Here is a 23,459-nt window from a genome sequence, read left to right on the forward strand (position 1 = left end):
CAGGTTGGTTCAGTTTGTGTGATGACACGTTGTGAACGTGGTTGATAGGTGAAGGCCTCCCGGCGTGAAGTGGAGATGTCTAGTAACCACCTCACGGCCAGGAGGCCTTCGCGTTCCACGCTCACGCTGCGGTGTCTCCGCGCACCCGTTTGCGGCTGGCGCGTTTGATCGTGGAAAGCCGCCACCGCCATCCAACTCCTGGGCAGTACAACTAGCCTCCCGCGAGGGCCGGATTCCTCTGTCAGCGGGATCCTAAGCCGCCTCGGCCGAGGTGCTCGGTGTGCGCGGTCCGGTGGCAAACCTCGTGGGCCGATGCGAGATTTGTCGACATAGTTACTTGGGGACATGCTGCAATGCTTCATGTGAAACATTGCGGGTGGCTTTGATCAGGTAGGTGGCGGGGAGCAGGCTCGCGGTGGGGCCCAGGCCGGCGTACATCTCCGGGTTGGGGAACTCCTGGAACCTGGCCAGCGTGAGGCCGGCCGCCGACAGGGCGGTGATGATGTCGCTCGGAGGCCAGATGAAGGCCGTGAAGGAGGGAGCGGCAGGGTTGTTGCGGGCGCCGGTCGGGAGTTTGGTGTTTTCGATGGTGGCGCGCGCGGTCGAGCGGCCGAAGTAGTCGGCGGTGACCGTCAACTCCCCGGGGCCCTGGACGGCGAGGATTTCCCAGACGGGGTGATGGTCGGCCACGAGGATCGAGCCAGCAGGTGCCAGGCGTGAAGCGACCAGAGTCGCGAAGACGGTCAGGTCGGGGACCCAGCAGATCGCGCCCCAGCTCAGGTAGATGAGATCGAAGCCGGTGAGGTCCGCCGGGAGGGCGAGCATGTCGGCGCGGCGGAAGTCGACCTGGATGCCAGCGGCAACGGACTTCGAGCGCGCCAGATCCAGCGCCACTTCGGAGATGTCGACACCGGTGACCGCGGCGCCCAGTTGGGCCCAGGACAGGGCCTCGTCGCCACAGGAACAGGCGAGTTGCAGGACGCGGCAGCCGCGGACCTCGCCCGCCGCTGCGAGCTCGTCGGCGGACAGCGTCGAGCCACCGTCGGCGAAGTACGACGCTGGTTGCCCTGGGCGCGCAGCGTGGATCTGGTTCCAGCTGGCGCGGTTCGACTCCGTGATGTCATGCAGCACGGAGTTGACGTCAGTGTCCCGCAAGGGCTGTGGCTTGACGCTATCGGCGCCCAGGCACGCACCTCGCGGCACTTGGCCAGCGCCCACGATGCTCCGCATCGAGGCCACTGACCAAGCACCCCGATGCACGCACCTGGACACCGCTATCGTCCAAGCCACAGCCCTTCCGGGACACTAGGGGCCGGAACCCCTGCGGGACAACGGGATTAGCGGCCCAGCAGTTCGTGCGACGTCTTGCGCTCGGCGTAGAACGACAGGAACGGGATCGTGCCGGCCAGCGCCATCATCACCAGTCGCGGGAACGACCAACGAACCCGGCGGAACAGGTCGAAGGTCAGCAGCAGGTAGACCATGTACAGGAACCCGTGCGTCGGGCCGATCACGTCCATCGCGCCGGGGCTGTCCGCGAAGTACTTGAGCGGCATGGCGAGGAACACCAACAGCAGGAGCATCACGCCGACGACGTACGCGATCACGCGGTAGCGCATCAGCGCGCCGCGGACGGCCGGGGTCAACGGCTGCGAGCCGGCGGAGGTGGCGGGGTCGGCTGGAGAGGTCACGCTGAAACGGTACCGCTTGGCTCCACACGCTCTCCGGGCCGGTCCTGGTCCGGATCTGGCTCGTCGATCACGCGGTTGGCGTCCAGCACCATCTTCGCCCACATCCACAGCGTGAAGGCCGCGAAGATCCACCACTGGAAGGCATACGCGATGTTCCGCAGCCCGGCGTGGTCGGTCGGCGGCGGGGGCGGCTGGACGGCGGCCGGCGCGGGGGACGGTACGCCGCCGGACACGGACTGCTGGACGACGAACGCGTCGTACACCCGGTAGTCGACGAGGTGGACGATCGTCGGGATTCGCAGCGACGAGAGCACCCGTCCCTTGGCGGCATCGGCCGAGGAATCCTCCGCCTCGGACGCGATCACCGTCCCGGTCAGCCGCACCGGGCCGCTAGGGGCCTTCGCAGCGGCATCTCCAACCGTCGGGACCCAGCCACGAACCACCATCACGGCGTCGGACGACGAGAGCTTCACCGGCGACACGACCCAGAAGCCGACCCGCGAGTCCTGCGAGCGGTTGGCGATGAAGACCTGATCCGCGGCCGGACCCCATGTCCCGTCCACCGTCACCCGTCGACTGACCGCCTTGGAGGGCAGCCCTTCGTCGATCGAGAACAGCGACTGCAGCGCCACCGGTGCAGCTTGAGCGCGGTGGGCCGTGGCGTCGGCCGTCTTGGATTTGTACACACCCAGCTGCCACACACCCATCACCGACATCACCGCAGCGATGGCCAGCGCCAGCACAAGCAGGCCGATCCATCGCGGTGTCAGGACGGTCCGCCACAGCGGCCGGGGTACGTCGGGCATCACAACCTTCAGCGAGCAGCTGCCGTCGCCAGCAGATCGCGACAGAGCACACCGAGCTCGATCCCAGCGGCCTCGGCCGCCAACGGGACCAGCGACGTCTCCGTCATCCCCGGCGCCACATTCACCTCGAGGAACCACGGCACACCGGCCGCGTCCACGACGAGATCCGACCGCGACAGGTCCCGCAGCCCCAGGGCCTGGTGAGCCTGCACGGCCGCCGCGGCGCACGCACCCGCGACCTCAGGCTCGAGCCGGGCAGGTACGACGAACTGCGTCGCCCCCGCCGTGTAGCGCGCCTCGTAGTCGTAGAACCCCGAGTCCGGCCGGATCTCCACCGCCGGCAGAGCCCGCGGCCCGTCGCCCGTGTCGACCACGGTCACGGCGACCTCGGTGCCGTCGATGTACTGCTCGATCAGCGCCACCGGACCGTAGGCGTAGCAGTTCACCATCGCGGACGGCAGCTCCTCGGCCGACCGCACGATCGAGGCGCCCAGCGCGGAGCCGCCGCGGGCCGGCTTCACGACGAGCGGCAGCCCGATCTGGTGGATCACCGATTCCATCAGCGACGCGGCGCCCAGCTCCCGGAACGTGTCATGCCCGAGCACGACCGACGCCGGCGTGTGCAGCCCGGCGGCTCCGACCATGGTCGACGCGACCGGCTTGTCGAAGGCCGTGCGGCACGCGGCCGCGTCGGCGCCGACGTACGGAACGCCGTACAGGTCGAGGACCTGGCGGAGCGCGCCGTCCTCGCCGGTCACGCCGTGCAGGACGGGGAAGACCGCGTCCGGCGGATCGTTGCGCAGCCGGTCGACCAGGGACGCGTCGACATCGCGCTGCTCGACCTCTACGCCGACGCTGCGCAGGGCGTCCGCCACCCGCCGGCCGGACCGCAGCGAGACGTCCCGCTCGTGCGACAGCCCGCCGGCCAGAACAAGCACTCGACCCAGATCACTCATCACAAATATCCCGATCACTCGTGGGCGACTCCGGCACGGGCGCCGGTCCCGAGGCCCATTGGAACGGTACCGCTAGCGCGTCAGCGACCCACGGCCACCCGTAGATCCATTGCGCAACCTTTGCGCTCGTCGCAGCAGGGTGGTCTAACTCAGCTCCGGTCCCGGAGCGTCGTAGTCACGACCCGCACCAGGTGGCAGCGGACCGAACGTCTCGCGGAGCTCGAGCTCCTCATGAATCACCGCGGCGAGCCGACCGACACCTTCGGTGATCCGCTCCGGTGTCGGATGACAGTACGACAGCCGCATGCACTGCGAGCCGAAACCGTCGGCGAAGAAGGCCGTCCCGGGCACGTACGCGACCCGCGCGGTGACCGCCCGCGGCAGCATCGCCTTCGCATCAAGGCCTTCCGGCAACGTCAGCCATACGTAGAACCCGCCGCGCGGCCGCGTCCAAGTCGTTGCTGCAGGCATCTTTTCGGCGAGCGCCGCGAGCATCGCGTCCCGGCGTTCGCGGTACATCTCGCGGAACTGCTTCACCTGTCCCATCCAGTCGTGCCGGACCAGGTACGACGAGATGGCGAGCTGGCTGAACGTCGGCGGGCAGAGCGTCGCGGACTCCTGTGCCAGCACGAGTTTCTCCCGCACCGCGTGCGGCGCGACCGCCCAACCCACCCGGAAGCCGGGCGCGAACGTCTTGGAGAACGATCCGAGGTAGATCACACCTTCGCGATCGTCGGCCCGCAGGGCGCGCTGCGGCTCACCCTCGAAGCCGAGCAGCCCGTACGGGTTGTCCTCCAGCACCAGCAGTTTGGCCCGCTGACAGATCTCCAGCACCCGCGACCGGCGCTCGTCCGACAGCGAAACCCCAGCGGGGTTGTGGAAATTCGGGATCGTGTAGAAGAACTTGATCCGCTTGCCGGCCGCGCGGACCGTGGCGATCGCCTGCTCCAGCGCCTCCGGCACGACGCCGTCGTCGTCCATCGCGACATGCACCACTTCGCATTGGTACGCACGGAACACGCCGAGCGCACCGACGTACGACGGCGCTTCGCAGATCACCACGTCGCCCGGATCGCAGAACACCCGTGTCACCAGGTCGACGGCCTGCTGGCTGCCGACCGTGACCACGACGTCGTCCGGATGCGCCTCGATGCCCTCGAGCCGCATGATGTCGCAGATCTGGTCGCGCAGCGCCGGGTCGCCCTGGCCGGAGCCGTACTGCATCGCGACCGCGCCGTTGTCGATCACCAGGTCGCGGACCGCGCCGCCGACCACGTCCAGCGGCAGGCCACCGATGTTCGGCATGCCGCCGGCGAGGGAGACCACTTCGGGGCGGCTGGCAACGGAGAACAGTGCTCGGATCTCCGAGGCGGTCATGCCCTTGGTCCGGGCTGCGTACGCTTCGACATAGTTGTCGAGGCGGGTCTGCCGGACATCAGGCACGTCAGCACTCACGAGGGCCACTCCAACGGTGATCGAGGGGGAAGTCACCAGGTTACGTCGACAGACCCGAGTCCGGGCTGTGGATCGGCGCAACCTCTCACTACCATGCCTTATAGGGGCAGGTTCGACCATGCCGTGATCTGGCTGCTGAGACAGCCAGGGCGGCGCGGGGCGGCCTGAGAGGTGGACTGCGGAAGGCAGGATTCGGGATGAGCGTGGGCAAGACAGCCGGCTGGACCCTCGGCGGACTGCTGCTGGGCGTGCTGGCCGGATTCGCGGCCGAGCTGTTCCGGCGGCAACCCGCCGCGAAGGTCCAACAGCGGTACGTCGCCCCCGAGGCGACTCGCACGACGGACGCGCGGACCCCGGCCCCGGTGCCGGAACCGGCGACCGAACCCGCTACGCGATGACACGCATCGTGACGAAGCTAACAAGCCACGATCGACGCAGCACCGCTGACCGGACGCGCTGATGGCCCGACGGCTCGAACCGCTGACACTCGCCAACCTCGGCGAGTTGCCGCTTCCGTGCCGTGACTGCGTGTTCTGGGAGCTCGACCCGGTCGCCGCGCGCCAGGCCGACCGCAACGGCGACACCGCGCTGGAGAAGGAAGCCTGGCTGTCCCAGCTCCTGCTCGACTGGGGTCCTGCGGGCGTCGTGCTGTACGTCGACGACGATCCGGCCGGATTCGCGCTCTACGGGCCGGCGACGTACCTGCCCCGGGTCCAGGCGTTCCCGACCGCTCCGGTCAGCCCGGACGCCGTCGTACTCGCGACCGGCCGGATCCAGCCGCGGTATCTGGGGCTCGGCCTGGGCAAGATCCTCGTCCAAGCGGTCGCGAAGGACGTGCTGAAGCGTGGCTTCCGGGCGGTCGAGGCGTTCGGTGACTCGCGGTGGAACGGGCCGGGCTGCGTCTGGCCGACCGAGTTCCTCCGCGCCGTCGGCTTCGCGGTCGTCCGTGAGCACCCGCGCAATCCGCGGCTCCGGCTCGACCTGCGGTCGGCGATCACCTGGCGCAGCGAGATGGAGGCCGCCGTCGAGCGGCTGATGGGCGCGATCCGCCCGGAGCCCGCGCCGTCCGGTCCGGTGACGGTCCGGGACGCGCTGAGGTCGGGTCCGGAGGTCCCATGATCTGGCGCGCACTGGCCGATGTGGTGATGGTCGTGCACGGTGCGCTGCTGCTGTTCTTCGTGGTCGGCGGCTTCCTCGCCTGGCGGTGGCCCAAGCTGATCTGGTTCCACCTCGCGATCGTGGTGTGGAACCTCGTCATCGTCCTGGTCGACTTCGGCTGCCCGGTGACGGCCACCGAGAAGTACTTCCGTCGGCAGGGCGGCGAGAGCGTCTACGCGGGCGGGTACATCCACCACTACCTCGAAGGACACCTCTGGCCGGAGGGCGCGACCCCATGGGCGGAGCGGATCGGCTTCGCGCTGGTGCTGATCGGGTACGCCGGGTTCTTCGTCGTACGGCACGGTCGGAAGGCCAAGGTCAGGGGAGAGTCAGTGGGACCCCGGACGTGAGCCGGACGAAGCCTCCCCATACTGGGAGGGTGCCCATCGACGACTACCTCGCCGCGCTGAGCAAACAGCTCCGGGGACCACGGCGCCGGAAGGCGGATCTGCTGGCCGAGGCCCGCGACCACCTGACCGACGCGACCGAGGCCTTCGAGGCCGACGGTTTCGACCGGTACGACGCGGAGAAGCACGCGGTCGCCGACTTCGGGGCGATCGAGGACGTCGCACCGGGATACCGGTCCGAGCTGGCGATCAGTCAGAGCCGGCGTACGGCGATGATGCTGTTGCTGGCACTGATCATCCAGCCGATCGTCTGGCAGAGCGGCGCCTGGGTCTGGACCCAGGACCAGACCGATTCGAGCGCGTTGAACGACCTGCTCCAGATCGTGGTCCGCGATGTCGGCGGCGTGGTGATCGCCGGCGCTGTGCTCGCTGTGCTCGGCACCGGCATCGGGCAGCGGTTCCCGTCGGTTCGGGAGCACCTGAGCCGGATCACCGCACTCTTCACCCTGGCCGGCTCCGCGCTGATCGCGGGGATCGGCGTCACCATGACCGCGACCAGCAGCCACGCTCCAGGCCTGCCGGCGTACGGGATCGTCGGGATGTTCGTCGTCCTGCCGCTCGCGCTCGTGAGCGTGCAGGCAGCCCGCGCGCTACGCCTCGCGCGGGCGTAGCACCCCTTCCACCACGGCGCGGAAGGTCAGCCACTCCTGCTTGCCCGAGGCAAGCATCTTCGATCCGGCGCTGGTGAGCTGGTAGGTCCGGCGCTTACGCCCGCCGACCGTGCTCCACTCACTGGCCAGGTAGCCGGCTCGCTCGAGCCGTCGCAGCGCCGGGTAGAGCGTGCCGGTCGGCAGGTCGAGCTCGCCGCCGCTCCGCTCGAGCAGCGCCTCCATGATCGCGTAACCGTGCAGCGGCTCGTGCTCGACGACCGCCAGGATCATCGGATCGAGGTGCCCACGCAGCGCATCCGCCTTCATGTAGCCAGTCTACTCATATGTCTGTTAGTGTCGAGAGGCAACATGTAGCCAATCTACGTATCAAGCAGTGAGGAGGCCCCGGCGATGACCGTGGACACCCCCGTACGACGACCGCCCGGCACGAAACCGCCGGGTCTACTGCACCGCGTCTCCGGCTGGGCGATGCGGCACGCCGGCCTCGCGCTCCTGCTGTGGGTGCTCGTCCTGGCCGCCGTCACCGCCGCAGCGACCGTGGTGGGCGCGAACTACAAGAACGACAACTCGCTCCCGGGCACGGACTCCCAGCGGGTGACCGACATCTTCCAGGCGCACCAGCCGAAGGGCGACACGGCTTCGGTGCAGATCGTCGTCCGGGCCGATGGCGGCCTCGACGCGGACAAGAGCCGGATGGCGTCGATGCTGGCCGTCGTCCGGACCCTGCCGCACGTCGCCTCGGTCGCCGATCCCTTCACCGCCCCAGGCAGTATGTCGACAGATCGACGTACGGCGTACTCGACCGTGAGCCTGGATGTCGCACAGGCGGATATGCCGGTGGAGGACGTGCGGACGATCGTCCAGCGGGCGCAGGACTTCGCGGCACCGGGGTTCCAGGTCGAGGTCGGTGGGGATCTGGCCCGGAAGGCCGCGGACAGTTCGGGCGGTGCGTCCGAGGGCGCGGGCATCCTGGCCGCGCTGGTGATCCTCGTGTTCCTCTTCGGATCGTTGCTTGCGGCAACACTTCCGCTGCTGACCGCGGTGTTCGCGGTTGGCAGCACGGTCGGGTTGCTGATGCTCGCGTCGCATCTGTTCACGGTGCCGGACTACACCACCCCCGTGATGATGCTGGTCGGTCTGGGCGTCGGCATCGACTATGCGTTGCTGATCTTCTCCCGCTATCGCCACGAGCTGTTGAAGAGCGAGACGGATCGGGAGACGGCCGCGATCGTTGCCCTGGACACCGCGGGTCGTTCGGTGCTGTTCGCCGGCTGCACGGTCGTGATCGCCTTGCTCGGGTTGTTGGCGCTCGGACTCGGATCGCTGCAAGGCGTTGCGCTCGGTGTCACGTTGACCGTGCTGATGACGATGCTCGCAGCGGTGACGTTGCTGCCGGCGTTGCTGACGTTGTTCGGGAAACGGATCGAGCGGAGCGTTCGCAAGCACGCCGCGAAACAGCGTCGTACGCCGGGTGAGGGTTGGCGGAAGCTGGCCGGCATGGTGCAGCGCGGGCCGTGGGTGCCGTTGCTGCTCGGGGTCGTGGCGTTGGTGGCGCTGTCGCTCCCGGCGTTGAACATGCGGCTCGGGTTCGCCGATGCGGGGACCGACGATCCGGCCAAGACCAGCCGGAAGGCGTACGACCTGCTGGCCGACGGGTTCGGGCCGGGATTCAACGGCCCGCTCGTCGTGGTGTCCGAGGGGGATCGGACCGCGGCTCAGCTGCTTGGTCAGACGCTGGCGGCGGATCCTGGTATCGCGGCGGTGACGCCGCCGCAGCTGACGCCGGACGGCAAGGTCGCGACCGTGCTGGCGTTCCCGAAGTCGGCGCCGCAGGACGCTGCGACGAGCGACCTCGTCCAGCGACTGCGCGACGACACGTTGCCGAAGCTCGAGTCGGAGACCAGGGCGACGTACCTGGTCGGTGGAGCGACCGCGGCGGCCGACGACTTCGCCTCGGCGGTGAGCAAGCGGCTGCCGATCTTCGTGCTCGTGGTGGTCGGGTTGTCGGCGCTGCTGTTGATGGCCGTGTTCCGGTCGGTGCTGATTCCGTTGAAGGCCGCCGTACTCAATCTGCTCAGCATCGGCGCCTCGCTCGGCATGATCACGCTGGTGTTCCAGCAGGGCTGGTTCGGCGCGCAGGCGGGGCCGATCGAGGCGTTCGTCCCGGTGATGATCTTCGCGATCGTCTTCGGGTTGTCAATGGACTACGAGGTGTTCCTGGTGTCGCGGATCCACGAGGAGTGGCGACGGACGAAGGATGCCCGGGCCGCCGTCCGGGAAGGACTGGCGACCACGGGCAGTGTGATCACCGCGGCGGCCGCGATCATGATCGTGGTGTTCGGCGCGTTCCTGCTGAGCCCGGACCGGATGCTGAAGCAGTTCGGTCTCGGCCTGGCGACCGCGGTCCTTCTCGACGCCCTCCTGATCCGCTGCATCATCGTCCCGGCCGTACTGCGCCTCATGGGCAACCGCGCCTGGTGGCTGCCTCGTTGGCTCGACCGGACGCTGCCGCGGATCGCCCTCGAGAAGGACTGACCTCAGCCGTTGGCGGCCACGCCGATCCTGTGTCCTTGTGCATCGGCGAAGACGCCGAAGCTCGTGCCGAGGACCTGCTGGGCGGGCTGGACGATCTGTCCGCCCAGCTCCTGGGCGCGCGCGAGCGTGGCCGCGACGTCCTCGACCCCGACGAAGAACAGCACCTCGTCCTCGGTGTTCTGCCGCGGGCCGATCGCGACGTACGTCCCCTCCGGCGTACCGGTGTCGATGAACGTGTACCCCTGGTACGCGCCCTCGGACGCGACCTTCCACCCGAACAGCTCAGCGAAGAACTGCCGGGTCTTGTCCGGATCCGCCGATCGGATCTCGGCGTGGACGACTGGATGTGCCATGAGCCCCTCCTAGGTCAACTGATGCTCAACCAGTTGACGAACGGCCCATCCAGAAATCGACCAGCCGGAAATCGGCTCAGACGGTCAGTTGCCCGAAGCGGAGCATGCCGGTGGCGGCGTCCTGCTCCGGCGGCAGGTAGACGCGCTGGATGGCGACCACGATCGCTTCCGCGATGACATCGCGGAACGCCGGGTCGGCCAGGCGGGCGGAGTCGTGCGGGTTCGTGACGTACCCGATCTCGAGCCGCACCGCGGGCATCTTGGTCCGCCGCAGCAGATCCCAGGTCTTGGCGTGGGTGCGGCAGTTCAGCAGGTCGGTCCGCGCGACGATCTCACGCTGGACCAGGCCGGCGAACTGCTCACCGACGCTCGACGAGGCGCCGTGCAGGTCATTGCCGTAGTAGTACGTCGCGACGCCTTGCGCCTCCGGGTTCATCGAACCGTCGGTATGCAGCGAGACACACAGGTTCGCGTCGGTCTCGTTCGCGAAGGCGGCCCGGGCCAGCTCGTCCGGCCCCTGATCGCGGCCCCGTGACAAATACGCCCGGACGCCAGTGGCGCCGAGCCGACCCTCGATCCGGGCCGCCAGGTCGTATGCGATGTCGGACTCGCGCAGGCCGTAGCCCTCCCAGCCGTAGTCGAATCCGCCGTGGCCAGGGTCGATCACCACGGTCTTGCCGGACAACCGCGGGCCGGCGGCGCGGACGGCCTCGCGCGCACGCAGTGCGTCGGGCCGGCCACCGGTCGCCATCGGGCGGATCCGCTGCAGCGCCTTGAACGTCGAGGGTCCACAGGTCCCGTCGGCAGGAAGCCCCATGTTCCGCTGGAAGTCGGTCACCGCGCGCTGGGTGTCGGCGCCGAAGATCCCGTCGATCCGGGCGACCGCGAACCCGAGCTCCTGCAGCTTCGCCTGCAGGGCGAGTACGTCGTCACCGGACAGCGGGTGCGACGGGACGTACGTCAGCAGCCGGTCGCCCAGCCGCCAACGTGCGTCGTCGATCGCTCGATAGGTCTGCGGGCCGACGATCCCGTCGATCATCAGTCCGCGTTGCTGCTGGAACCCCCGGACAGCGTGCGCGGTCGCCTCGTCGTAGACGTCGTGACCGCCGTCCAACAGCCCCAGCCGCTGGAGCTTGCCGACGATCTCGGCGACCGCCTCACCGCTGTCGCCGATCCGGTACAAGCCGTGCGGGCCAGACGGTGACACTGCCATGCAACTGCTCCTTGCCGTGGCGGACGGGGGTCCTGGGTAGATCAGGCGATGCTCTGTCAGTCCGTGAAGGCCGCCAGCTCCTTCAGCAGCGCTGCCTTCGGCTTGGCGCCGACGATGGACTTGGCCAGCTCACCGTTCACGTAGACGTTGATCGTAGGGATACCGGTGACCTTGTAGTTGCTCGGGGTGACCGGGTTCTCGTCGACGTTCATCTTCAGGAAGGTGATCTTGTCGCTGTGGTCCTGCGCCAGCTCCTCCAGGATCGGCGAGACCTGGCGGCACGGGCCACACCACTCGGCCCAGAAGTCCACCAGCACCGGCTTGTCGCTCTTCAGCACGGTCTGGTCGAACTCGGAGTCGGTGACGGCATTCATCTTCTCGCCCATGGGCGTATCTCCTTCAGTGGTTTTGAGTCAGGTCAGACAGAGACAGGCTGGGTGCTGGCGGCCGCGTGCTCCGCGTCCTCAAGAGTGGCCAGGTAGCGCTCGGCGTCCAGAGCCGCCGCACAGCCGGTGCCGGCGGCGGTGATCGCCTGCCGGTAGGTGTGGTCGACGAGGTCGCCGGACGCGAACACGCCGCGCAGGTTGGTCTCGGTGCTGTCCGGCTTGACCAGCACGTAGCCCTCTTCGTCCAGGTCGACCTGGCCCTTGACCAGCTCGGAGCGCGGGTCGTGCCCGATCGCGATGAACAGGCCGGTCGCCGGCAGCTCGCGGGTCTCGCCGGTCTCGGTGTCCTTCAGCGTCAGGTGGGTCAGCTTGTCCTCACCGTGGATCTTGTCGACGGCGGAGTTCCAGTGGAACTCGATCTTGTCGTTCGCGAACGCGCGGTCGGCCATGATCTTCGATGCCCGCAGCTCGCCGCGGCGGTGCACCAGGTGCACCTTCTTCGCGAACTTGGTCAGGAAGGTCGCCTCCTCGACGGCGGAGTCGCCACCGCCGACGACCGCGATCTCGTGCTCGCGGAAGAAGAAGCCGTCACAGGTCGCACACCAGGACACGCCGTGCCCGGACAGCCGGTCCTCGTCGGCCAGGCCGAGCTTGCGGTAGCCCGAGCCCATGGCCAGGATCACGGTCTTGGCCCGGTGCTCGGTGCCCGCCGAGTCGGTGACCACCTTGATGTCGCCGGTCAGGTCGACCTTGATGACGTCGTCCGGCACCAGCTCGGCGCCGAAGCGCTCGGCCTGGGTGCGCATCTCGTCCATCAGGGCCGGGCCTAGGATGCCCTGCGAGAAGCCGGGGAAGTTCTCCACCTCGGTGGTGTTCATCAACGCGCCACCGGCGGTCACGGAGCCTTCGAACACCAACGGCTCGAGTGCCGCGCGAGCGGCGTACACGGCGGCCGTGTAACCGGCCGGGCCGGAGCCGACGATGATGACGTTGCGAACTGTGGAGTCGCTCATTCAGGCGTTCCTCGGGGAGTCGAGATTGGTACGACGTACTCAACGGATCCTAGAGGCCGTCCATTCCCCCTGACCGGGGCGGAGGGGTGGGGCCGCGTTTATACGGTACCCACCCTGACGGGGTGGGGCGTCATCGGTTGCGGAGTGTCACCGTGGTGTCGTAGAACGGGCTGGCTACTCCACCGGGCTCGCTACATCCGGTGACCGCGAACACCTGGATGTCGCGCGACGAGCCGCCTTGCAGGCCAATGATCGTGGCCCGCTTGCCGTCGATCTTGGCGGGCTGGACCAGCCGGACGTTCGGGTTCGGCCGGCCGGACGCGAATGTCCGGGCGCAGGCCTGCTCGGCCGCCGAGCCGTGCATGATCGCGCTCGGCGTGTGCTCGAGCCATTGCTGGATCCGTGGGCCGAGGTCGTTGGTGGTGATCGTCACCGCGTCCGCGGGCGGGGTGTTCTGGTCGGTGCTCGCCGCGCCCTCGGTGGCGTTGTCCTTGGTGGCGAACACCACGCCGATGCCGATCGCGGCGATCAGTACGACGCCGGCCGCCGCGCCGAGCAGCTTCGGCAGGTGGCGGCGGGGCTCCTCGCGGATCTGGGCCAACGAGTGCACGCCGACCGTCGACGCCCGCAGTACCGACTCCGACACGATGACGGCGTCCAGGTGCTCGGCGACGTCGGTCGGCATCGGGATGTCGGCGCGACCCTCCTCGGCGAGGTCCTCGGACAGCTTCACCAGAGCGTCGTACGTCTGCTGGCACTCGGGACACGCCTTCACATGCTCACGAGCGCGGTGTGCCTCGGGCGCAGGCAGCAGGTTCTCGATCAGATCGGCGATCGTGTCCGTATCCAGGTGCTCGAGGTGTTCACTGGTCGGCAGACCGGATTCGGTCATCGGGGCTCGCCTCCTCACAGGAGGTACGCGGCGTGATCATATAAAGCTCCGGGTCGAAGGCATCAGCAGTCCGGCCGCCAGAGGCAGGCGACCTCGCTTCGACGGGGTACCCGTTCATTCGGTTCCCACCGCTTCCGCGGCGGATTTTTCCGGTACGTCGGACGCCCGCGTCGTCTGCCAATGTCGCAGCAGCGGGAGGAGCTTGGCGCGGCCGCGGGCGCAGCGGGACTTGACCGTACCGGGAGCACAGTCGAGGATCGCCGCCGCCTCCTCGATCGAGTAGCCCTCCATGTCGACCAGGACCAGCGCGGCGCGCTGGTCCTCATTGATCTGCTTCAGGGCGTTCAGCACATCCAGCCGGCGCTCGCGGACCTCGGCCGGGTCCTCCTCCGACGGTCCGGCCAACTCGGCGGCGCGGTCCTCGTCCTCGGGCAGCGGGTCGGCCGCTCGCACCTGGCGTCGGCGGATCCGGTCGAGACAGGCGTTCACCACGATCCGGTGCAACCAGGTGGTCACCTTCGCGTCCCCGCGGAACGAGTCGGCCCGCCGGAACGCCGAGATGAACGCCTCCTGCAGCGCGTCGGCCGCCTCCTCGGGCTCACCGAGGGTGCGGATCGCGACCGCCCACATCCGATCCCGGTGCCGCTTGACCAGGAACCCGAACGAGTCCGGGTTGCCGGCCACGTGCATCCGGAGCAGCTCGTGGTCGTCGAGCTGGTCGTAACTCGTCGGCGCACCGGTGTGCGCAGTCTGAGTCACCGGTTCGCCGGCGCCGATGCGCGGGACGTCCGGGCGGGGCGGCTGGTCGCCCGAGTCCAGGTGGGCCGTCATTTCTGGATTGAGACCTCCGAGATGATGCCCCGGAATCCGCCGTCGGCCTTCGGCAGCTTGGTCAGGTACACCAGGACGTACCGCGTGGTGGTCGGCGACTGGGGAGTCAAGGTGACCGTACCCTCCGGCTGGTCCGCCTTGGTGTCCACCGCCTTCCAGCCGCTCACCGAGTCCGGCGACTTGGTGGCGTCGCCCTTCGGGACCATCAGCTGGATGCTCGTGTCGTCACCCTGCACCGCGACGGCCACGCTCGCGATCGGCGTGCTCGCGCCGAGGTCGTACACGATGCCCACGCCGGGCTTCGTGCCGCCCAGGTTCGGCTTGTTGTGGTACGTCTGCGTCTGCCAGGTCGTGCTGACCTTGCCGTCGTAGGTGTTCGGCACGTCCTCGCTGTGCTCTTCGCCGTTCCCGCCGTCGGCCTCCGGGTCGAAGTCCTTGGCGCCGACGATCTTCGCCGGACCACTGGTCGCGGACGGCGGCGTGCTGGTCTGCGGCGGGGCACTGCTCTTCGCGCCGCCGCTGTTGTTGTCCTGGTCGTTGTTCATCGCGCCCTTGAGCAGGAACTGCGCCATCGCGATCACCGACAGCAGCGCGAGGATCGCGAGCAAGATCAGGATCCGGCCGCCCCAAGAACCCTTCGGCTTCGGCTCGTCGTGCCGGCGCCGGCCGTTCCCGTTCGACGGCGGGGGAGGCTGGCGGCGGACCGGCCGCGTCTCGGCCGCGGCGTTGTACGCCGGTTGCGGCTGGCGGTACCCGTTCGGCTCGGCGGCGTACGTCGGCGGCGGGGTCGGATCGAGCGCCGGCGGTCCGGCCTGCGGCACCACCTGCGTGGCGTCGTCGATGCTGCCGTTCTGCCGGGCGACCTGGACGGTCTCGTCCATCTGGTTCGGTGGCTCGTGCGAGCTGCCGACGACTCCGGACAGCGCGGCGGACAGGCCGGCAGCGCTGGTGATCGGCGGGGCGTGGTGCCGGGGCGGGTCGCCCAGCAGCCGGTCGCTGATGTCGTCCAGCGAGCGCGGTACGCCGGCTCGCACCTGGCGTGGGCTGAGCAGCCGGCCGTGCTCGACCGGTGCGGGCTGGAGCCCCCAGGCCGGCGCCGGACCGGGCCAGCGGCCGGTCAGCGACGCGAACAGCAGCTCGCCCAGGGCGTGGACGTCCTCTTCCGGGGAACCCGCTCCGGACGAGCGCAGCGCCGCCTCGGTGGCGACACCGACGACCTTGATCGCGCCGGCGTCGGTGATGATCACAGTGGCCGGGCTGATCGCTCCGTGCGCGTAGCCGGTGCGGTGCAGGTTCTCCAGAGCTTCGGAGACTTCGCGGGCCAGCCAGCCCGCCTGCTGTCCGGTCAGCGGCCCGGTGCCGAGCATGCGCTCCAGGGACCGCCCGCCTGCCCACTCACGGACGCAGTACGTCACGCCGTCGTGCATGTCGCAGTCGAGCACCCGCAGGAACCGCGGGTCGTTCGCCGCGGCGGCGCGGCGGGCAGCGTCGAACAGCAGGTTCGTCCGCGGATCACCGACCGGCAGCACGTCGACGACGACGGCGCGGCTGAGGACCTCGTCCACGGCCCGCCACACCCGCGCACCGTCGATCTCTGCCAGCAACTCGGCGATCCGGTACCGCCCGGCCAACAGGGCACCAGGACTCACGGTCTGGTTCGACACGGTGTCTCTCGCCCTCCTTGATGCCCCAGCGGCCCTTTCGCAGCCCTATGTTAGTGCCCCGCTGACGCGACACGTGGTGCACGAACGCACAAGCGTTCCGGTTCAGCGGCGTACAGGCAACTTCGATGTGACCATGGACACCACATCATTCACCTCGTGGATACGGAGTACCCGGGACACAGCGGCGTACACCGGGAGCATGACCACCGCCGCGATCGCCAGCTCGAGGATCGCGCCGAGCGGTCCGGACCATTCGATCCGCAGGCTCAGCACCCAGATCACCAGGCGGGCCGTGCCGGCGCCGGCCACGGCAGCGATCACCATCGCCAGCAGCGGGAGGCCGATCCCCGAGCCGGGCACGCGCGGCACCTTCCGCCGCAGTACCGGCCGGGAGATCAGTACGGCGACCAGGTAGGCGAGCGCGTACGCCGCTCCGAGCAGCACGCCGCTGAACCGCAGGTGCTCGGCGTCGAGCAGCACGCGGACCCCGATCACGGCCGCGGCGATGTTGGTTGCCGCGATCACGCATTGCAGGAAGAACGGAGTCTTGGTGTCCTCGAAGGCGTAGAACGTGCGCAGCTGGAAGTACTGCACGGTGAACGGCACGATGCCGAGCGCCAGCGTCATCAGCGTGTACGACATCAACGTCAGGTTGTTCCGGCCCGAGCCGTATCCGGCGATCAGCGTGACGATCGGATAGGCGAACGCGATCATCGCGGCGGCAGCCGGTACGACGATCGCCAGCGTCTGCCGGATCGAACGCGCCGACATCTGGGCCACAGCGGCGGTGTCGCCGTCGGCCGCCAGCGCGGACATCTGCGGCAGTGCGGCCGTCGCCAGTGAGACCGTGACGATGCCGTGCGGCACCAGGATGATCAGCATCGCGGTGCTGTAGGCGAACAGACCTGCCTTCGCGCCCGGGTCGTCCGACGCGCTACCGGCGATGGCGAGCTGCGTGACCACGACGAGCGTCACCTGGTTCACGGCGACGAAAAGAACCGTCCAGATGCCCAATCGGGCAGTGTGCCCCAGACCGGTACCGCGGAGCCCGAACTTCAGCCGGTAGCTGTGCCCGCTCGCCTTCAGGTACGGCAGCAACACCAGCAGCTGTACGGCGATACCGAGCGTGTGCCCGAGGCCGAGCAGCAGCTCCTCGCCGTGGCTGTACGTCGGAGGCGTGTCGCCCACGCGGTAGATGAACAGGAAGATGACGATCGAGGCGCACGCGACGATGTTGTTCGCGATCGGAGCCCACATCATCGGACCGAACCGGCGCCGCGCGTTCAGCACCTGACCGACCAGCACGAACGCGCCGTAGAAGAAGATCTGCGGCAGGCAGAGCCGGACGAACATCACCATGTTCGCCTTCTCGGTCACCCGGGACGGATCGTGCAGCTCCTTCGGGAGGTACAGCTCCGCGATCGCGGGCGCCAGCAGCACGCACCCCACGGTGACGACGGCGAGGACGACGAAGCCGAACGTCAGCACGCGGTTGGTGAAGTCCTGACCGCCGTCGTCGTGGTTCTTGATCGCGCGGACCAGTTGCGGGACCAGCACGGTGTTGAACACCCCGCCGGCCAGCAGGATGTAGAGGCTGTTCGGGATCGTGTTCGCGGCGGTGAAGATGTCGCCGCGCAGCGCGGTGCCGATGGCGGCGGCGAGCAGGGCGATCCGGACGAATCCGAGCAGGCGGGACAGCACAGTTCCGGCTGCCATCACCGCCGCGGATCGCAGGGTGCGGTCAGCCATCCTTCGAACCGACTCCTTCTTTCAAGGACGCATCCGGAGCCGCAGCTTCGGGTACGCCGTTCGCCTGCGGGCGATCGTGGGCGGGATCAGGCGTGTCAGCAGTTTCGGCGGTGGCTTCTGCCGTGGCTTCGACGGTCGCTTCGGGGTTCGCTTCGGGGTTCGTTTCGGCGGTCGTTTCGGTGGTGGGAGCCGGGTTGCGGCGCTCGGTGCGGATCCGGCGGTAGATGCGGACGAACGACGTACCGAACAGCAGGGCGCAGGCGGCGCCGACCAGGATCCAGCCGACGCTGCCGTACTGGCTGGCCTGGATCAGCAGCTCCTGCGACTTGCCGACCGGCTGGCCGCCCGCGGTGACCACCTGGGCGTTGGCGCGGATCAGGCCGTTCTGCTCGGCGCTCGCGGTGATCCGCGGCGTCCACTTCTGCTTCGGGCCGAGGACGGCGGTCTGCGGCGGGGTGATCTTCAGGTCGGAGCGGTTGGCGGCAGCGACCTCGATGCCGACCCGGACCGACCATTCGGTGTCGTTGGTGATGGTCAGCGGGAACGTGCCCTTGCTGCCGGCCAGATTGACCTTGATCTCCTTGCGCAGGCCGCGGTCGACGCTGGCGTTGACCAGGTGCACCTTGCCGAGCTGCTGGTTCGCCGAGCCGAGCTCGATCGCCGCGAAGTGCCGGGACTCCTCCGGATGGCCGTTCCAGCCGGACGACGTGGACCGCAGCAGTGCGTGCGTCATCACTTCGGGCAGCGCGTTCTCGTCGACGAGCAGGTTCTGCATCGTGCTGGTCGCGGTGTCGAGGTCCCGGACGCTGCTCAGCTGCGTCTCGGTCAGTACGCCGTTTGTCTGCGCGGCCTTCGGTGCTCTGGTGACCTGCGGCTTCGGGTTGCTCGCCACGACGGTGTTGACGTCGGTTGCCTTGATCCACGGCAGTGACAGGCTGGCAGCCAGCTGTGCGGTGGCAGCACTGTCGTTGTCCCAGCCGCGGGGTGGCAGCACGACTACCGAGGCGGCGGTGCCCTTGCCGCCGGCGGCGATCAGCGCGGTCTCGGCCGCGAAGCGCTGGCGGACCTGCAGCGGGCTGGAGGCGGTCTCCTGGTCCGGTCCGCCGCTGGTGAGTGACGAGTCGGCGATGACGGTCCGCACCAAGGTGTCCGGGCCGGGTGTGATCACGTCGTACACCGGCGTCGACGTAAGCACCGGCCGGGTCGCAGCGGACCAGGAGGAGCTGCTGACCAGGTTGAGGTCGCTCTCACTCGCGCCGGCGAAGCCGCCCGAGGCTGCGCCCAGGTAGCGGCCGGCTGCGGCGCCTCCCTCGAGCCACAGCCCGTTGGTGAACGAGGCCGGCACCTCGACGCTGCCGGACAGGGCGTAGCCCTGGGTCGTCTGGCGGGCCCGGGCGACCAGGTTCTTCAGCGGGTCGCCCGAATCCAGCAGTCCGGCGACATCAGGGTCGCCGTACGGAAGGAGGATGACCTGGCTGCCGTGGGCGCGGGTGACGTCGAAGTCCTTCAGCCACGCCGTCGCGTCGGCCTGTCCGCTGCCCGGAGTGGACTCACCGTTCTGACCGAGGATGACGTAGCCCTTCGCCATCTGCCGGATCTCGTCGAGCATCGCGGGGTCGAGCAGCCAGGTGACCTTACGCGTCTTGCCGAGCGCGAGCAGGCGGCTCAGCGAGCCGGTCGGCGCCAGCGCCTGGGCGAGGGAGTCGTTGGCGAAGTTCTTGCCGCCGAGCTGGGTCGGGCGGTGCCGTAGCGGGATGACGAGTGCGGTGTCGACGGTGCGGGCCAACGGCGTCGTACCCGCCACGGGCATCAGCGTGCGGGCGCGGCCGGCCATGATCCGGGTGCTGTTGGGCGGTTCGCCGCGGAACGTGACGCCGACGACGTACACGCCGGTCTGGTCCTGGATCCGCCATTCCTTCCACGGCACGGTGAGCGAGAACTCGACGGTCTGCTTCGGCGCCAGCGGCTGGTCGAACGGCTTGAAGGTCTGCGGGTCGTTGGTCAGGTTGCTGCAGCTGTCCCGGTCGTTCATCGGGATGTTCTGCTCGGTCGGGATCGCGTCGACGGCCGCGGTGCTCGCGAGCCGGGTGCGGTCGATACAGGCCAGCGCCTGCGGATCGTTGAACGTCACCGAGCTGGTGTTCGTCACCCGGCCCTTGATCACCACCGGTTGGCCGGGCTTCGGCGCGACCGGGCCGAACGAGTCGATCGTGACCTGGACGGCCGGATCGTCGGCCGGAGCGGCGTCGGCCGGAGCGCCCAGAGTCGCTGCCGAAGCAGCAACCAGCAGGCACGCGCCCACCACCGCGGAAGGCCTCAGTCGCCGTCTGAACACGCCGTCACCGTAACCTAGTTCCCCGTGTCACCCTTTGCCGACCAGTCAGCCTCCGCCGGATCGTTGCCCGCAGTGCAGCGACGAGCCGTCCAGGCCTTGCTGCAACTCGCTCCGGTGGTCGACGAACTGGGCACCCGGTTCGATGCCGCCGGCCATGAGATCGCCCTGGTCGGCGGTCCTGTCCGGGACATTCTCCTCGGCCGGGGGAGCAAGGATCTGGACTTCACCACGTCAGCGCACCCCGATGTGATCGAGCGGTTGCTGTCCGGGTGGGCGGACCATGTGTGGGACATCGGCAAGGCGTTCGGCACCATCGGTTGTCGTAAGGGCGAGTGGGTTCTGGAGATCACGACCTACAGGTCGGAAACCTACGATCCCACCTCGCGCAAGCCCGAGGTCGCGTACGGCGACAGCCTGGAGGGCGATCTGGCCCGCCGGGACTTCGCGATGAACGCGATGGCGGTCCGGCTGCCGTCGCGCCAGTTCGTCGATCTGTACGGCGGGATCGAGGACGTCGCACACAAGCGGATCCGGACGCCGGGCACGCCGGAGGACTCGTTCTCCGACGACCCGCTGCGGATGATGCGCGCGGCCCGGTTCGCCGCGCAGCTCGGGTTCACGCCCGATCCGGCGGTGGTGACCGCGATGACGGCGATGGCCGACCGGATCACGATCGTGTCCGCGGAGCGGGTCCGGGACGAGCTGGAGAAGCTGATCTGCGCGGACCAGCCGCGGATCGGGCTCGACCTGCTGGTGTCGACCGGGCTCGCGGAGTACGTGCTGCCGGAGCTGCCGGCGCTCAAACTGGAGCGGGACGAGCATCACCGGCACAAGGATGTCTATCAGCACTCGCTCACCGTCCTCGACCAGGCCATCGAGCTGGAATCCCGCCTGTCTGTTCCGACGCCCGATTTCGTCGTTCGGTTCGCCGCTCTGATCCACGACATCGGCAAACCGAAGACGCGGAAGTTCGAGGACGGCGGGAAGGTGACGTTCCACCACCACGACGTGGTCGGGGCGAAGCTGGCCCGCAAGCGGATGAAGGCGCTGCGGTTCAGCAACGAGCAGATCGAGCAGGTCAGCAAGCTGATCGAGCTGCACCTGCGCTTCCACGGGTACGGCGACGGCGAGTGGACGGATTCCGCCGTACGCCGCTATGTCCGCGACGCCGGCGACCAGCTCGAGCGCCTGCACGTCCTGACCCGGGCCGATGCCACGACCCGCAACAAGCGCAAGGTCGACATGCTGCGGGCCGCGTACGACGACCTCGAGGCACGGATCGCGCGGCTGCAGGAGCAGGAGGAGCTCGATGCCCTGCGCCCCGATCTCGACGGCAACCAGATCATGCAGATCCTCGGCATCCCGCCGGGCCGCGAGGTCGGCGAGGCGTACAAGTTCCTGATGGAACTCCGCCTGGACGAGGGCCCGCTCGGCGAGGACCGCGCCCGCGAGAAACTCCTCGACTGGTGGTCCTCGCGCGGCTAGACCGGCTGCGGCGGCTGGCTCGCGTACGCCTGCGCGATGACCTTGGCCGACTCCGGGTGCGGCTCGTACGTCGTGTCGTCGATCGATGCGACCGGCAACGCGGGGTCGATCGAGTTGGTGAGGTACGCCGCGTCGTACGTGGTGAGGTCGGTCAGTGGGACCGGCGCGGTGGTGTAGGTGGGCAGGCCGCGTTGGAGCACCTGCCGGCGGATGCCGGGGAGGGCCGGTGCGGACGGGAAAACGAGCTCGGTGCCTCGTGCGAAGCAGATGTTCCAGATCGAGGCCTCGGAGATCTCGCCGGACGCGGTGTGGAAGACGGCGTCGTCGTACCCCTCGCGCGTCGCCTTGCGGGCGTAGTAGGTGAGGTCGAACGTGCCGGTGTGCTTGAGGTGCGGGACCGATCGTTCGTGCTCATAACTCCGGAGGCGGACCGCTTCGGTGGCCGGTGGTACCGGTGGGCCGACGCGGACCAATAGGTGGAGCCGCGTGGTCGCGAAGACGTTGACCCGGAGGGAGAGGTCGCCCACGCCGGCCTCGTCGATGGCCGCCCGGAGGTCGGCGCGGACGCGGCCGGCGGGCAACGGTTCGCCGAAGACCTCCCGCGTGCTGCGGTCCAGGCGGTCGAAGTGCAGATCGAGTCCGTCGACGCGGCCGTCGCGGACCTGCAGCGAGGTGAAGTGGCCGAAGGTGGTTGCGCGGAGCAACACCGGGTCGACCGCGCGCAACAAGGCGCCGTCCAGCAGCAGAAAATCGGTCACGCGCTCTAGTCTCGCGGTGTGGACGTATGGAGCATCATCGGGTGGGGCGGATCCGCGCTCGTCGTGTGGTCGTTGCTGCAGACGCGGATCCTGCGGTTGCGGGTGCTGAACCTGATCGGCTGCGTGATCCTGGTCGGATTCAACGCCGCGGTCGGTGTCTGGCCGATGGTCGGCATGAACGCGGTGCTGGCGGTCATCAATGTCGTCCATCTGTGGCGGCTGCTGCGGCACCGGCACGACGAGACGGCGTACCAGGTGCTCGAGGTCGACAAGACCGACGCGTACCTCGGGTACGTCCTGGATCGGCATGCGAAGGACATCACCCGGTTCAACCCCGGTTTCACGCCCGGTGCTAGCGAGTACGCGTTCCTGGTCCAGCACGACGACCGCACCGTCGGCGTGGTCCTCGCCCACGACGCCGGCACCGGCCGCGCGCAGATCGATCTCGACTACGTCGTCCCGAAGTACCGCGACTTCACCCCCGGCGAGTTCGTCTACCGCCGCAGCGACGTCTTCACCGACCACGGCTTCCACCAGGTCCTCGCGCCACCCCGCATGCGCGACTCCACGCCGTACCTGAAGAACCTCGGCTTCCACCGCGACGGCGACCACGTGGTCCTGAACCTGCGGTAAGACTGACGATCTTTACAGGTCCTTGGCGTAGCAGAGCGAGACCGGCTCGTGTTCGAAGGGCGGGTACGGCGGGGTCGGCTTGTAGCCGTGGTTTGTGTAGAGGGCTATTGCTTCGACTTGTTTGGTGCCGGTCTCCAGGCGTAGGCGGGTGAGGCCGGCTGCGCGGGCTTGGGATTCGACGGCGTCCAGGAGGATGCGGGACAGACCCCAGCCGCGGGCCGTGGGAGCGACGTACATGCGCTTGATCTCGCCGAGGGTGGGGGCGACCGGTTGGAGGCCGACGCAGCCGACCGGGGCGCCGTCGAGGGTGAGGAGCGTGAACGTGATGTCCGGATGGAGGGCGACGAGCGGCTGGTCCTCGCCGTACATCGCGGCGAGCTCGGCCTGCTGGGCGGTGATCAACGCCCGGATGGCAGGGTCCGTCGCGGGTGTTTCCTGCAGTTCCACTCCCTCGATCACCATGGCTCGGACGGTAGCAAGACGGCATGACGCTGCTGTTTCCGTTTCCTCTCCGTGGTCTGATGGGTC

24 protein-coding genes are annotated in these 23,459 nt (G+C 68.7%); 7 read left to right on the forward strand and 17 right to left on the reverse strand.

Going from position 1 to position 23,459, the window contains the following annotated elements:
- Positions 1 to 333: 333 nt before the first annotated feature.
- The 5 genes from AB0J62_RS36350 to AB0J62_RS36370 all read right to left on the reverse strand — a co-directional run bounded on the left by AB0J62_RS36350 (position 334) and on the right by AB0J62_RS36370 (position 4,908).
- A complete protein-coding gene (locus AB0J62_RS36350; protein WP_363881356.1) occupies positions 334 to 1,155 on the reverse strand; it encodes a class I SAM-dependent methyltransferase in 822 nt (273 codons plus the stop codon).
- A 182-nt stretch (positions 1,156 to 1,337) separates the two neighbouring features.
- On the reverse strand, positions 1,338 to 1,691 hold the full coding sequence (locus tag AB0J62_RS36355) for a DUF3817 domain-containing protein (RefSeq protein WP_238160120.1): 354 nt from the start codon (positions 1,689 to 1,691) through the stop codon (positions 1,338 to 1,340).
- A complete protein-coding gene (locus AB0J62_RS36360; RefSeq protein WP_363881359.1) occupies positions 1,688 to 2,497 on the reverse strand; it encodes an SURF1 family protein in 810 nt (269 codons plus the stop codon). Before AB0J62_RS36360 ends, AB0J62_RS36355 begins: the two co-directional genes overlap by 4 nt.
- Before the next feature lie 8 nt (positions 2,498 to 2,505).
- Positions 2,506 to 3,453: a D-alanine--D-alanine ligase gene (locus AB0J62_RS36365; RefSeq protein ID WP_329004571.1), complete on the reverse strand. Its 948-nt coding sequence runs from the start codon at positions 3,451 to 3,453 to the stop codon at positions 2,506 to 2,508.
- 144 nt (positions 3,454 to 3,597) lie between these two features.
- Positions 3,598 to 4,908, reverse strand: a complete 1,311-nt coding sequence (locus AB0J62_RS36370; RefSeq protein ID WP_363881362.1) for a PLP-dependent aminotransferase family protein — start codon at positions 4,906 to 4,908, stop codon at positions 3,598 to 3,600.
- 197 nt (positions 4,909 to 5,105) lie between these two features.
- Between AB0J62_RS36370 and AB0J62_RS36375 the strand changes: the two genes are divergently transcribed.
- The 4 genes from AB0J62_RS36375 (at position 5,106) to AB0J62_RS36390 (ending at position 7,084) form a co-directional block, all read left to right on the forward strand.
- Positions 5,106 to 5,306: a hypothetical protein gene (locus tag AB0J62_RS36375; protein WP_134106457.1), complete on the forward strand. Its 201-nt coding sequence runs from the start codon at positions 5,106 to 5,108 to the stop codon at positions 5,304 to 5,306.
- A 61-nt stretch (positions 5,307 to 5,367) separates the two neighbouring features.
- Positions 5,368 to 6,027, forward strand: a complete 660-nt coding sequence (locus AB0J62_RS36380) for a GNAT family N-acetyltransferase (RefSeq protein ID WP_134106458.1) — start codon at positions 5,368 to 5,370, stop codon at positions 6,025 to 6,027.
- Complete coding sequence (locus AB0J62_RS36385) at positions 6,024 to 6,416, forward strand: DUF2784 domain-containing protein (RefSeq protein ID WP_363881365.1); 393 nt, start codon at positions 6,024 to 6,026, stop codon at positions 6,414 to 6,416. The genes AB0J62_RS36380 and AB0J62_RS36385 overlap by 4 nt, the downstream gene beginning before the upstream one ends.
- A 29-nt stretch (positions 6,417 to 6,445) precedes the next feature.
- Complete coding sequence (locus tag AB0J62_RS36390) at positions 6,446 to 7,084, forward strand: permease prefix domain 1-containing protein (RefSeq protein WP_363881367.1); 639 nt, start codon at positions 6,446 to 6,448, stop codon at positions 7,082 to 7,084.
- Here AB0J62_RS36390 and AB0J62_RS36395 read toward each other — a convergent pair.
- The gene (locus tag AB0J62_RS36395) at positions 7,064 to 7,390 is read right to left on the reverse strand and encodes a helix-turn-helix transcriptional regulator (protein ID WP_134106460.1); all 327 of its coding nucleotides are present in this window, start codon (positions 7,388 to 7,390) and stop codon (positions 7,064 to 7,066) included. The genes AB0J62_RS36390 and AB0J62_RS36395 overlap by 21 nt on opposite strands.
- A gap of 84 nt (positions 7,391 to 7,474) precedes the next feature.
- On the opposite strand from AB0J62_RS36395, the gene AB0J62_RS36400 reads away from it, so the two are divergent.
- The gene (locus AB0J62_RS36400; protein ID WP_363881370.1) at positions 7,475 to 9,619 is read left to right on the forward strand and encodes an MMPL family transporter; all 2,145 of its coding nucleotides are present in this window, start codon (positions 7,475 to 7,477) and stop codon (positions 9,617 to 9,619) included.
- Between the two features lie 2 nt (positions 9,620 to 9,621).
- On the opposite strand, the gene AB0J62_RS36405 is transcribed toward AB0J62_RS36400, so the two are convergent.
- The 9 genes from AB0J62_RS36405 to AB0J62_RS36445 all read right to left on the reverse strand — a co-directional run bounded on the left by AB0J62_RS36405 (position 9,622) and on the right by AB0J62_RS36445 (position 20,055).
- Positions 9,622 to 9,972, reverse strand: a complete 351-nt coding sequence (locus AB0J62_RS36405; RefSeq protein ID WP_363881372.1) for a VOC family protein — start codon at positions 9,970 to 9,972, stop codon at positions 9,622 to 9,624.
- A gap of 76 nt (positions 9,973 to 10,048) precedes the next feature.
- A complete protein-coding gene (locus AB0J62_RS36410) occupies positions 10,049 to 11,185 on the reverse strand; it encodes an N-acetylmuramoyl-L-alanine amidase (protein ID WP_363881374.1) in 1,137 nt (378 codons plus the stop codon).
- Between the two features lie 56 nt (positions 11,186 to 11,241).
- Positions 11,242 to 11,571 (reverse strand): thioredoxin, encoded by a 330-nt coding sequence (trxA, locus tag AB0J62_RS36415; protein ID WP_134106464.1) that lies wholly within the window; start codon positions 11,569 to 11,571, stop codon positions 11,242 to 11,244.
- A gap of 32 nt (positions 11,572 to 11,603) precedes the next feature.
- On the reverse strand, positions 11,604 to 12,584 hold the full coding sequence (gene trxB / locus AB0J62_RS36420) for a thioredoxin-disulfide reductase (RefSeq protein ID WP_363881377.1): 981 nt from the start codon (positions 12,582 to 12,584) through the stop codon (positions 11,604 to 11,606).
- Between the two features lie 130 nt (positions 12,585 to 12,714).
- Positions 12,715 to 13,476 (reverse strand): hypothetical protein, encoded by a 762-nt coding sequence (locus AB0J62_RS36425; RefSeq protein WP_363881379.1) that lies wholly within the window; start codon positions 13,474 to 13,476, stop codon positions 12,715 to 12,717.
- A 114-nt stretch (positions 13,477 to 13,590) separates the two neighbouring features.
- Positions 13,591 to 14,307: an RNA polymerase sigma factor SigM gene (gene sigM / locus AB0J62_RS36430; RefSeq protein WP_363881381.1), complete on the reverse strand. Its 717-nt coding sequence runs from the start codon at positions 14,305 to 14,307 to the stop codon at positions 13,591 to 13,593.
- Positions 14,304 to 15,971 (reverse strand): protein kinase family protein, encoded by a 1,668-nt coding sequence (locus AB0J62_RS36435; protein WP_363881383.1) that lies wholly within the window; start codon positions 15,969 to 15,971, stop codon positions 14,304 to 14,306. The genes sigM and AB0J62_RS36435 overlap by 4 nt, the downstream gene beginning before the upstream one ends.
- Before the next feature lie 102 nt (positions 15,972 to 16,073).
- A complete protein-coding gene (gene murJ / locus AB0J62_RS36440) occupies positions 16,074 to 17,720 on the reverse strand; it encodes a murein biosynthesis integral membrane protein MurJ (protein WP_363881385.1) in 1,647 nt (548 codons plus the stop codon).
- Positions 17,713 to 20,055 (reverse strand): hypothetical protein, encoded by a 2,343-nt coding sequence (locus tag AB0J62_RS36445; RefSeq protein WP_363881387.1) that lies wholly within the window; start codon positions 20,053 to 20,055, stop codon positions 17,713 to 17,715. The genes murJ and AB0J62_RS36445 overlap by 8 nt, the downstream gene beginning before the upstream one ends.
- Before the next feature lie 63 nt (positions 20,056 to 20,118).
- On the opposite strand from AB0J62_RS36445, the gene AB0J62_RS36450 reads away from it, so the two are divergent.
- The gene (locus tag AB0J62_RS36450) at positions 20,119 to 21,540 is read left to right on the forward strand and encodes a CCA tRNA nucleotidyltransferase (protein ID WP_363881559.1); all 1,422 of its coding nucleotides are present in this window, start codon (positions 20,119 to 20,121) and stop codon (positions 21,538 to 21,540) included.
- Here the strand turns inward: AB0J62_RS36450 and AB0J62_RS36455 are convergent.
- Positions 21,537 to 22,298 carry an aminotransferase class IV gene (locus tag AB0J62_RS36455; protein WP_363881389.1) on the reverse strand — a complete coding sequence of 254 codons (762 nt, stop codon included), beginning with the start codon at positions 22,296 to 22,298 and terminating at the stop codon, positions 21,537 to 21,539. The genes AB0J62_RS36450 and AB0J62_RS36455 overlap by 4 nt on opposite strands.
- An 18-nt stretch (positions 22,299 to 22,316) precedes the next feature.
- Between AB0J62_RS36455 and AB0J62_RS36460 the strand changes: the two genes are divergently transcribed.
- A complete protein-coding gene (locus AB0J62_RS36460) occupies positions 22,317 to 22,931 on the forward strand; it encodes a hypothetical protein (protein WP_363881391.1) in 615 nt (204 codons plus the stop codon).
- A gap of 12 nt (positions 22,932 to 22,943) precedes the next feature.
- Here the strand turns inward: AB0J62_RS36460 and AB0J62_RS36465 are convergent, their stop codons facing one another.
- Positions 22,944 to 23,393 (reverse strand): GNAT family N-acetyltransferase, encoded by a 450-nt coding sequence (locus AB0J62_RS36465; RefSeq protein WP_363881393.1) that lies wholly within the window; start codon positions 23,391 to 23,393, stop codon positions 22,944 to 22,946.
- Positions 23,394 to 23,459: the final 66 nt, after the last annotated feature.

Source organism: Kribbella sp. NPDC049584, from assembly GCF_040675555.1.
Lineage (GTDB): Bacteria > Actinomycetota > Actinomycetes > Propionibacteriales > Kribbellaceae > Kribbella.

Coding starts and splice junctions, on each gene's coding strand:
- AB0J62_RS36360 (WP_363881359.1), bottom strand. CDS start 2,497: ATGCCCGACGTACCCCGGCCGCTGTGGCGGACCGTCCTGACACCGCGA.
- AB0J62_RS36365 (WP_329004571.1), bottom strand. CDS start 3,453: ATGAGTGATCTGGGTCGAGTGCTTGTTCTGGCCGGCGGGCTGTCGCAC.
- AB0J62_RS36375 (WP_134106457.1), top strand. CDS start 5,106: ATGAGCGTGGGCAAGACAGCCGGCTGGACCCTCGGCGGACTGCTGCTG.
- AB0J62_RS36380 (WP_134106458.1), top strand. CDS start 5,368: ATGGCCCGACGGCTCGAACCGCTGACACTCGCCAACCTCGGCGAGTTG.
- AB0J62_RS36385 (WP_363881365.1), top strand. CDS start 6,024: ATGATCTGGCGCGCACTGGCCGATGTGGTGATGGTCGTGCACGGTGCG.
- AB0J62_RS36395 (WP_134106460.1), bottom strand. CDS start 7,390: ATGAAGGCGGATGCGCTGCGTGGGCACCTCGATCCGATGATCCTGGCG.
- AB0J62_RS36400 (WP_363881370.1), top strand. CDS start 7,475: ATGACCGTGGACACCCCCGTACGACGACCGCCCGGCACGAAACCGCCG.
- AB0J62_RS36405 (WP_363881372.1), bottom strand. CDS start 9,972: ATGGCACATCCAGTCGTCCACGCCGAGATCCGATCGGCGGATCCGGAC.
- AB0J62_RS36410 (WP_363881374.1), bottom strand. CDS start 11,185: ATGGCAGTGTCACCGTCTGGCCCGCACGGCTTGTACCGGATCGGCGAC.
- trxA (WP_134106464.1), bottom strand. CDS start 11,571: ATGGGCGAGAAGATGAATGCCGTCACCGACTCCGAGTTCGACCAGACC.
- trxB (WP_363881377.1), bottom strand. CDS start 12,584: ATGAGCGACTCCACAGTTCGCAACGTCATCATCGTCGGCTCCGGCCCG.
- AB0J62_RS36425 (WP_363881379.1), bottom strand. CDS start 13,476: ATGACCGAATCCGGTCTGCCGACCAGTGAACACCTCGAGCACCTGGAT.
- sigM (WP_363881381.1), bottom strand. CDS start 14,307: ATGACGGCCCACCTGGACTCGGGCGACCAGCCGCCCCGCCCGGACGTC.
- murJ (WP_363881385.1), bottom strand. CDS start 17,720: ATGGCTGACCGCACCCTGCGATCCGCGGCGGTGATGGCAGCCGGAACT.
- AB0J62_RS36465 (WP_363881393.1), bottom strand. CDS start 23,393: ATGGTGATCGAGGGAGTGGAACTGCAGGAAACACCCGCGACGGACCCT.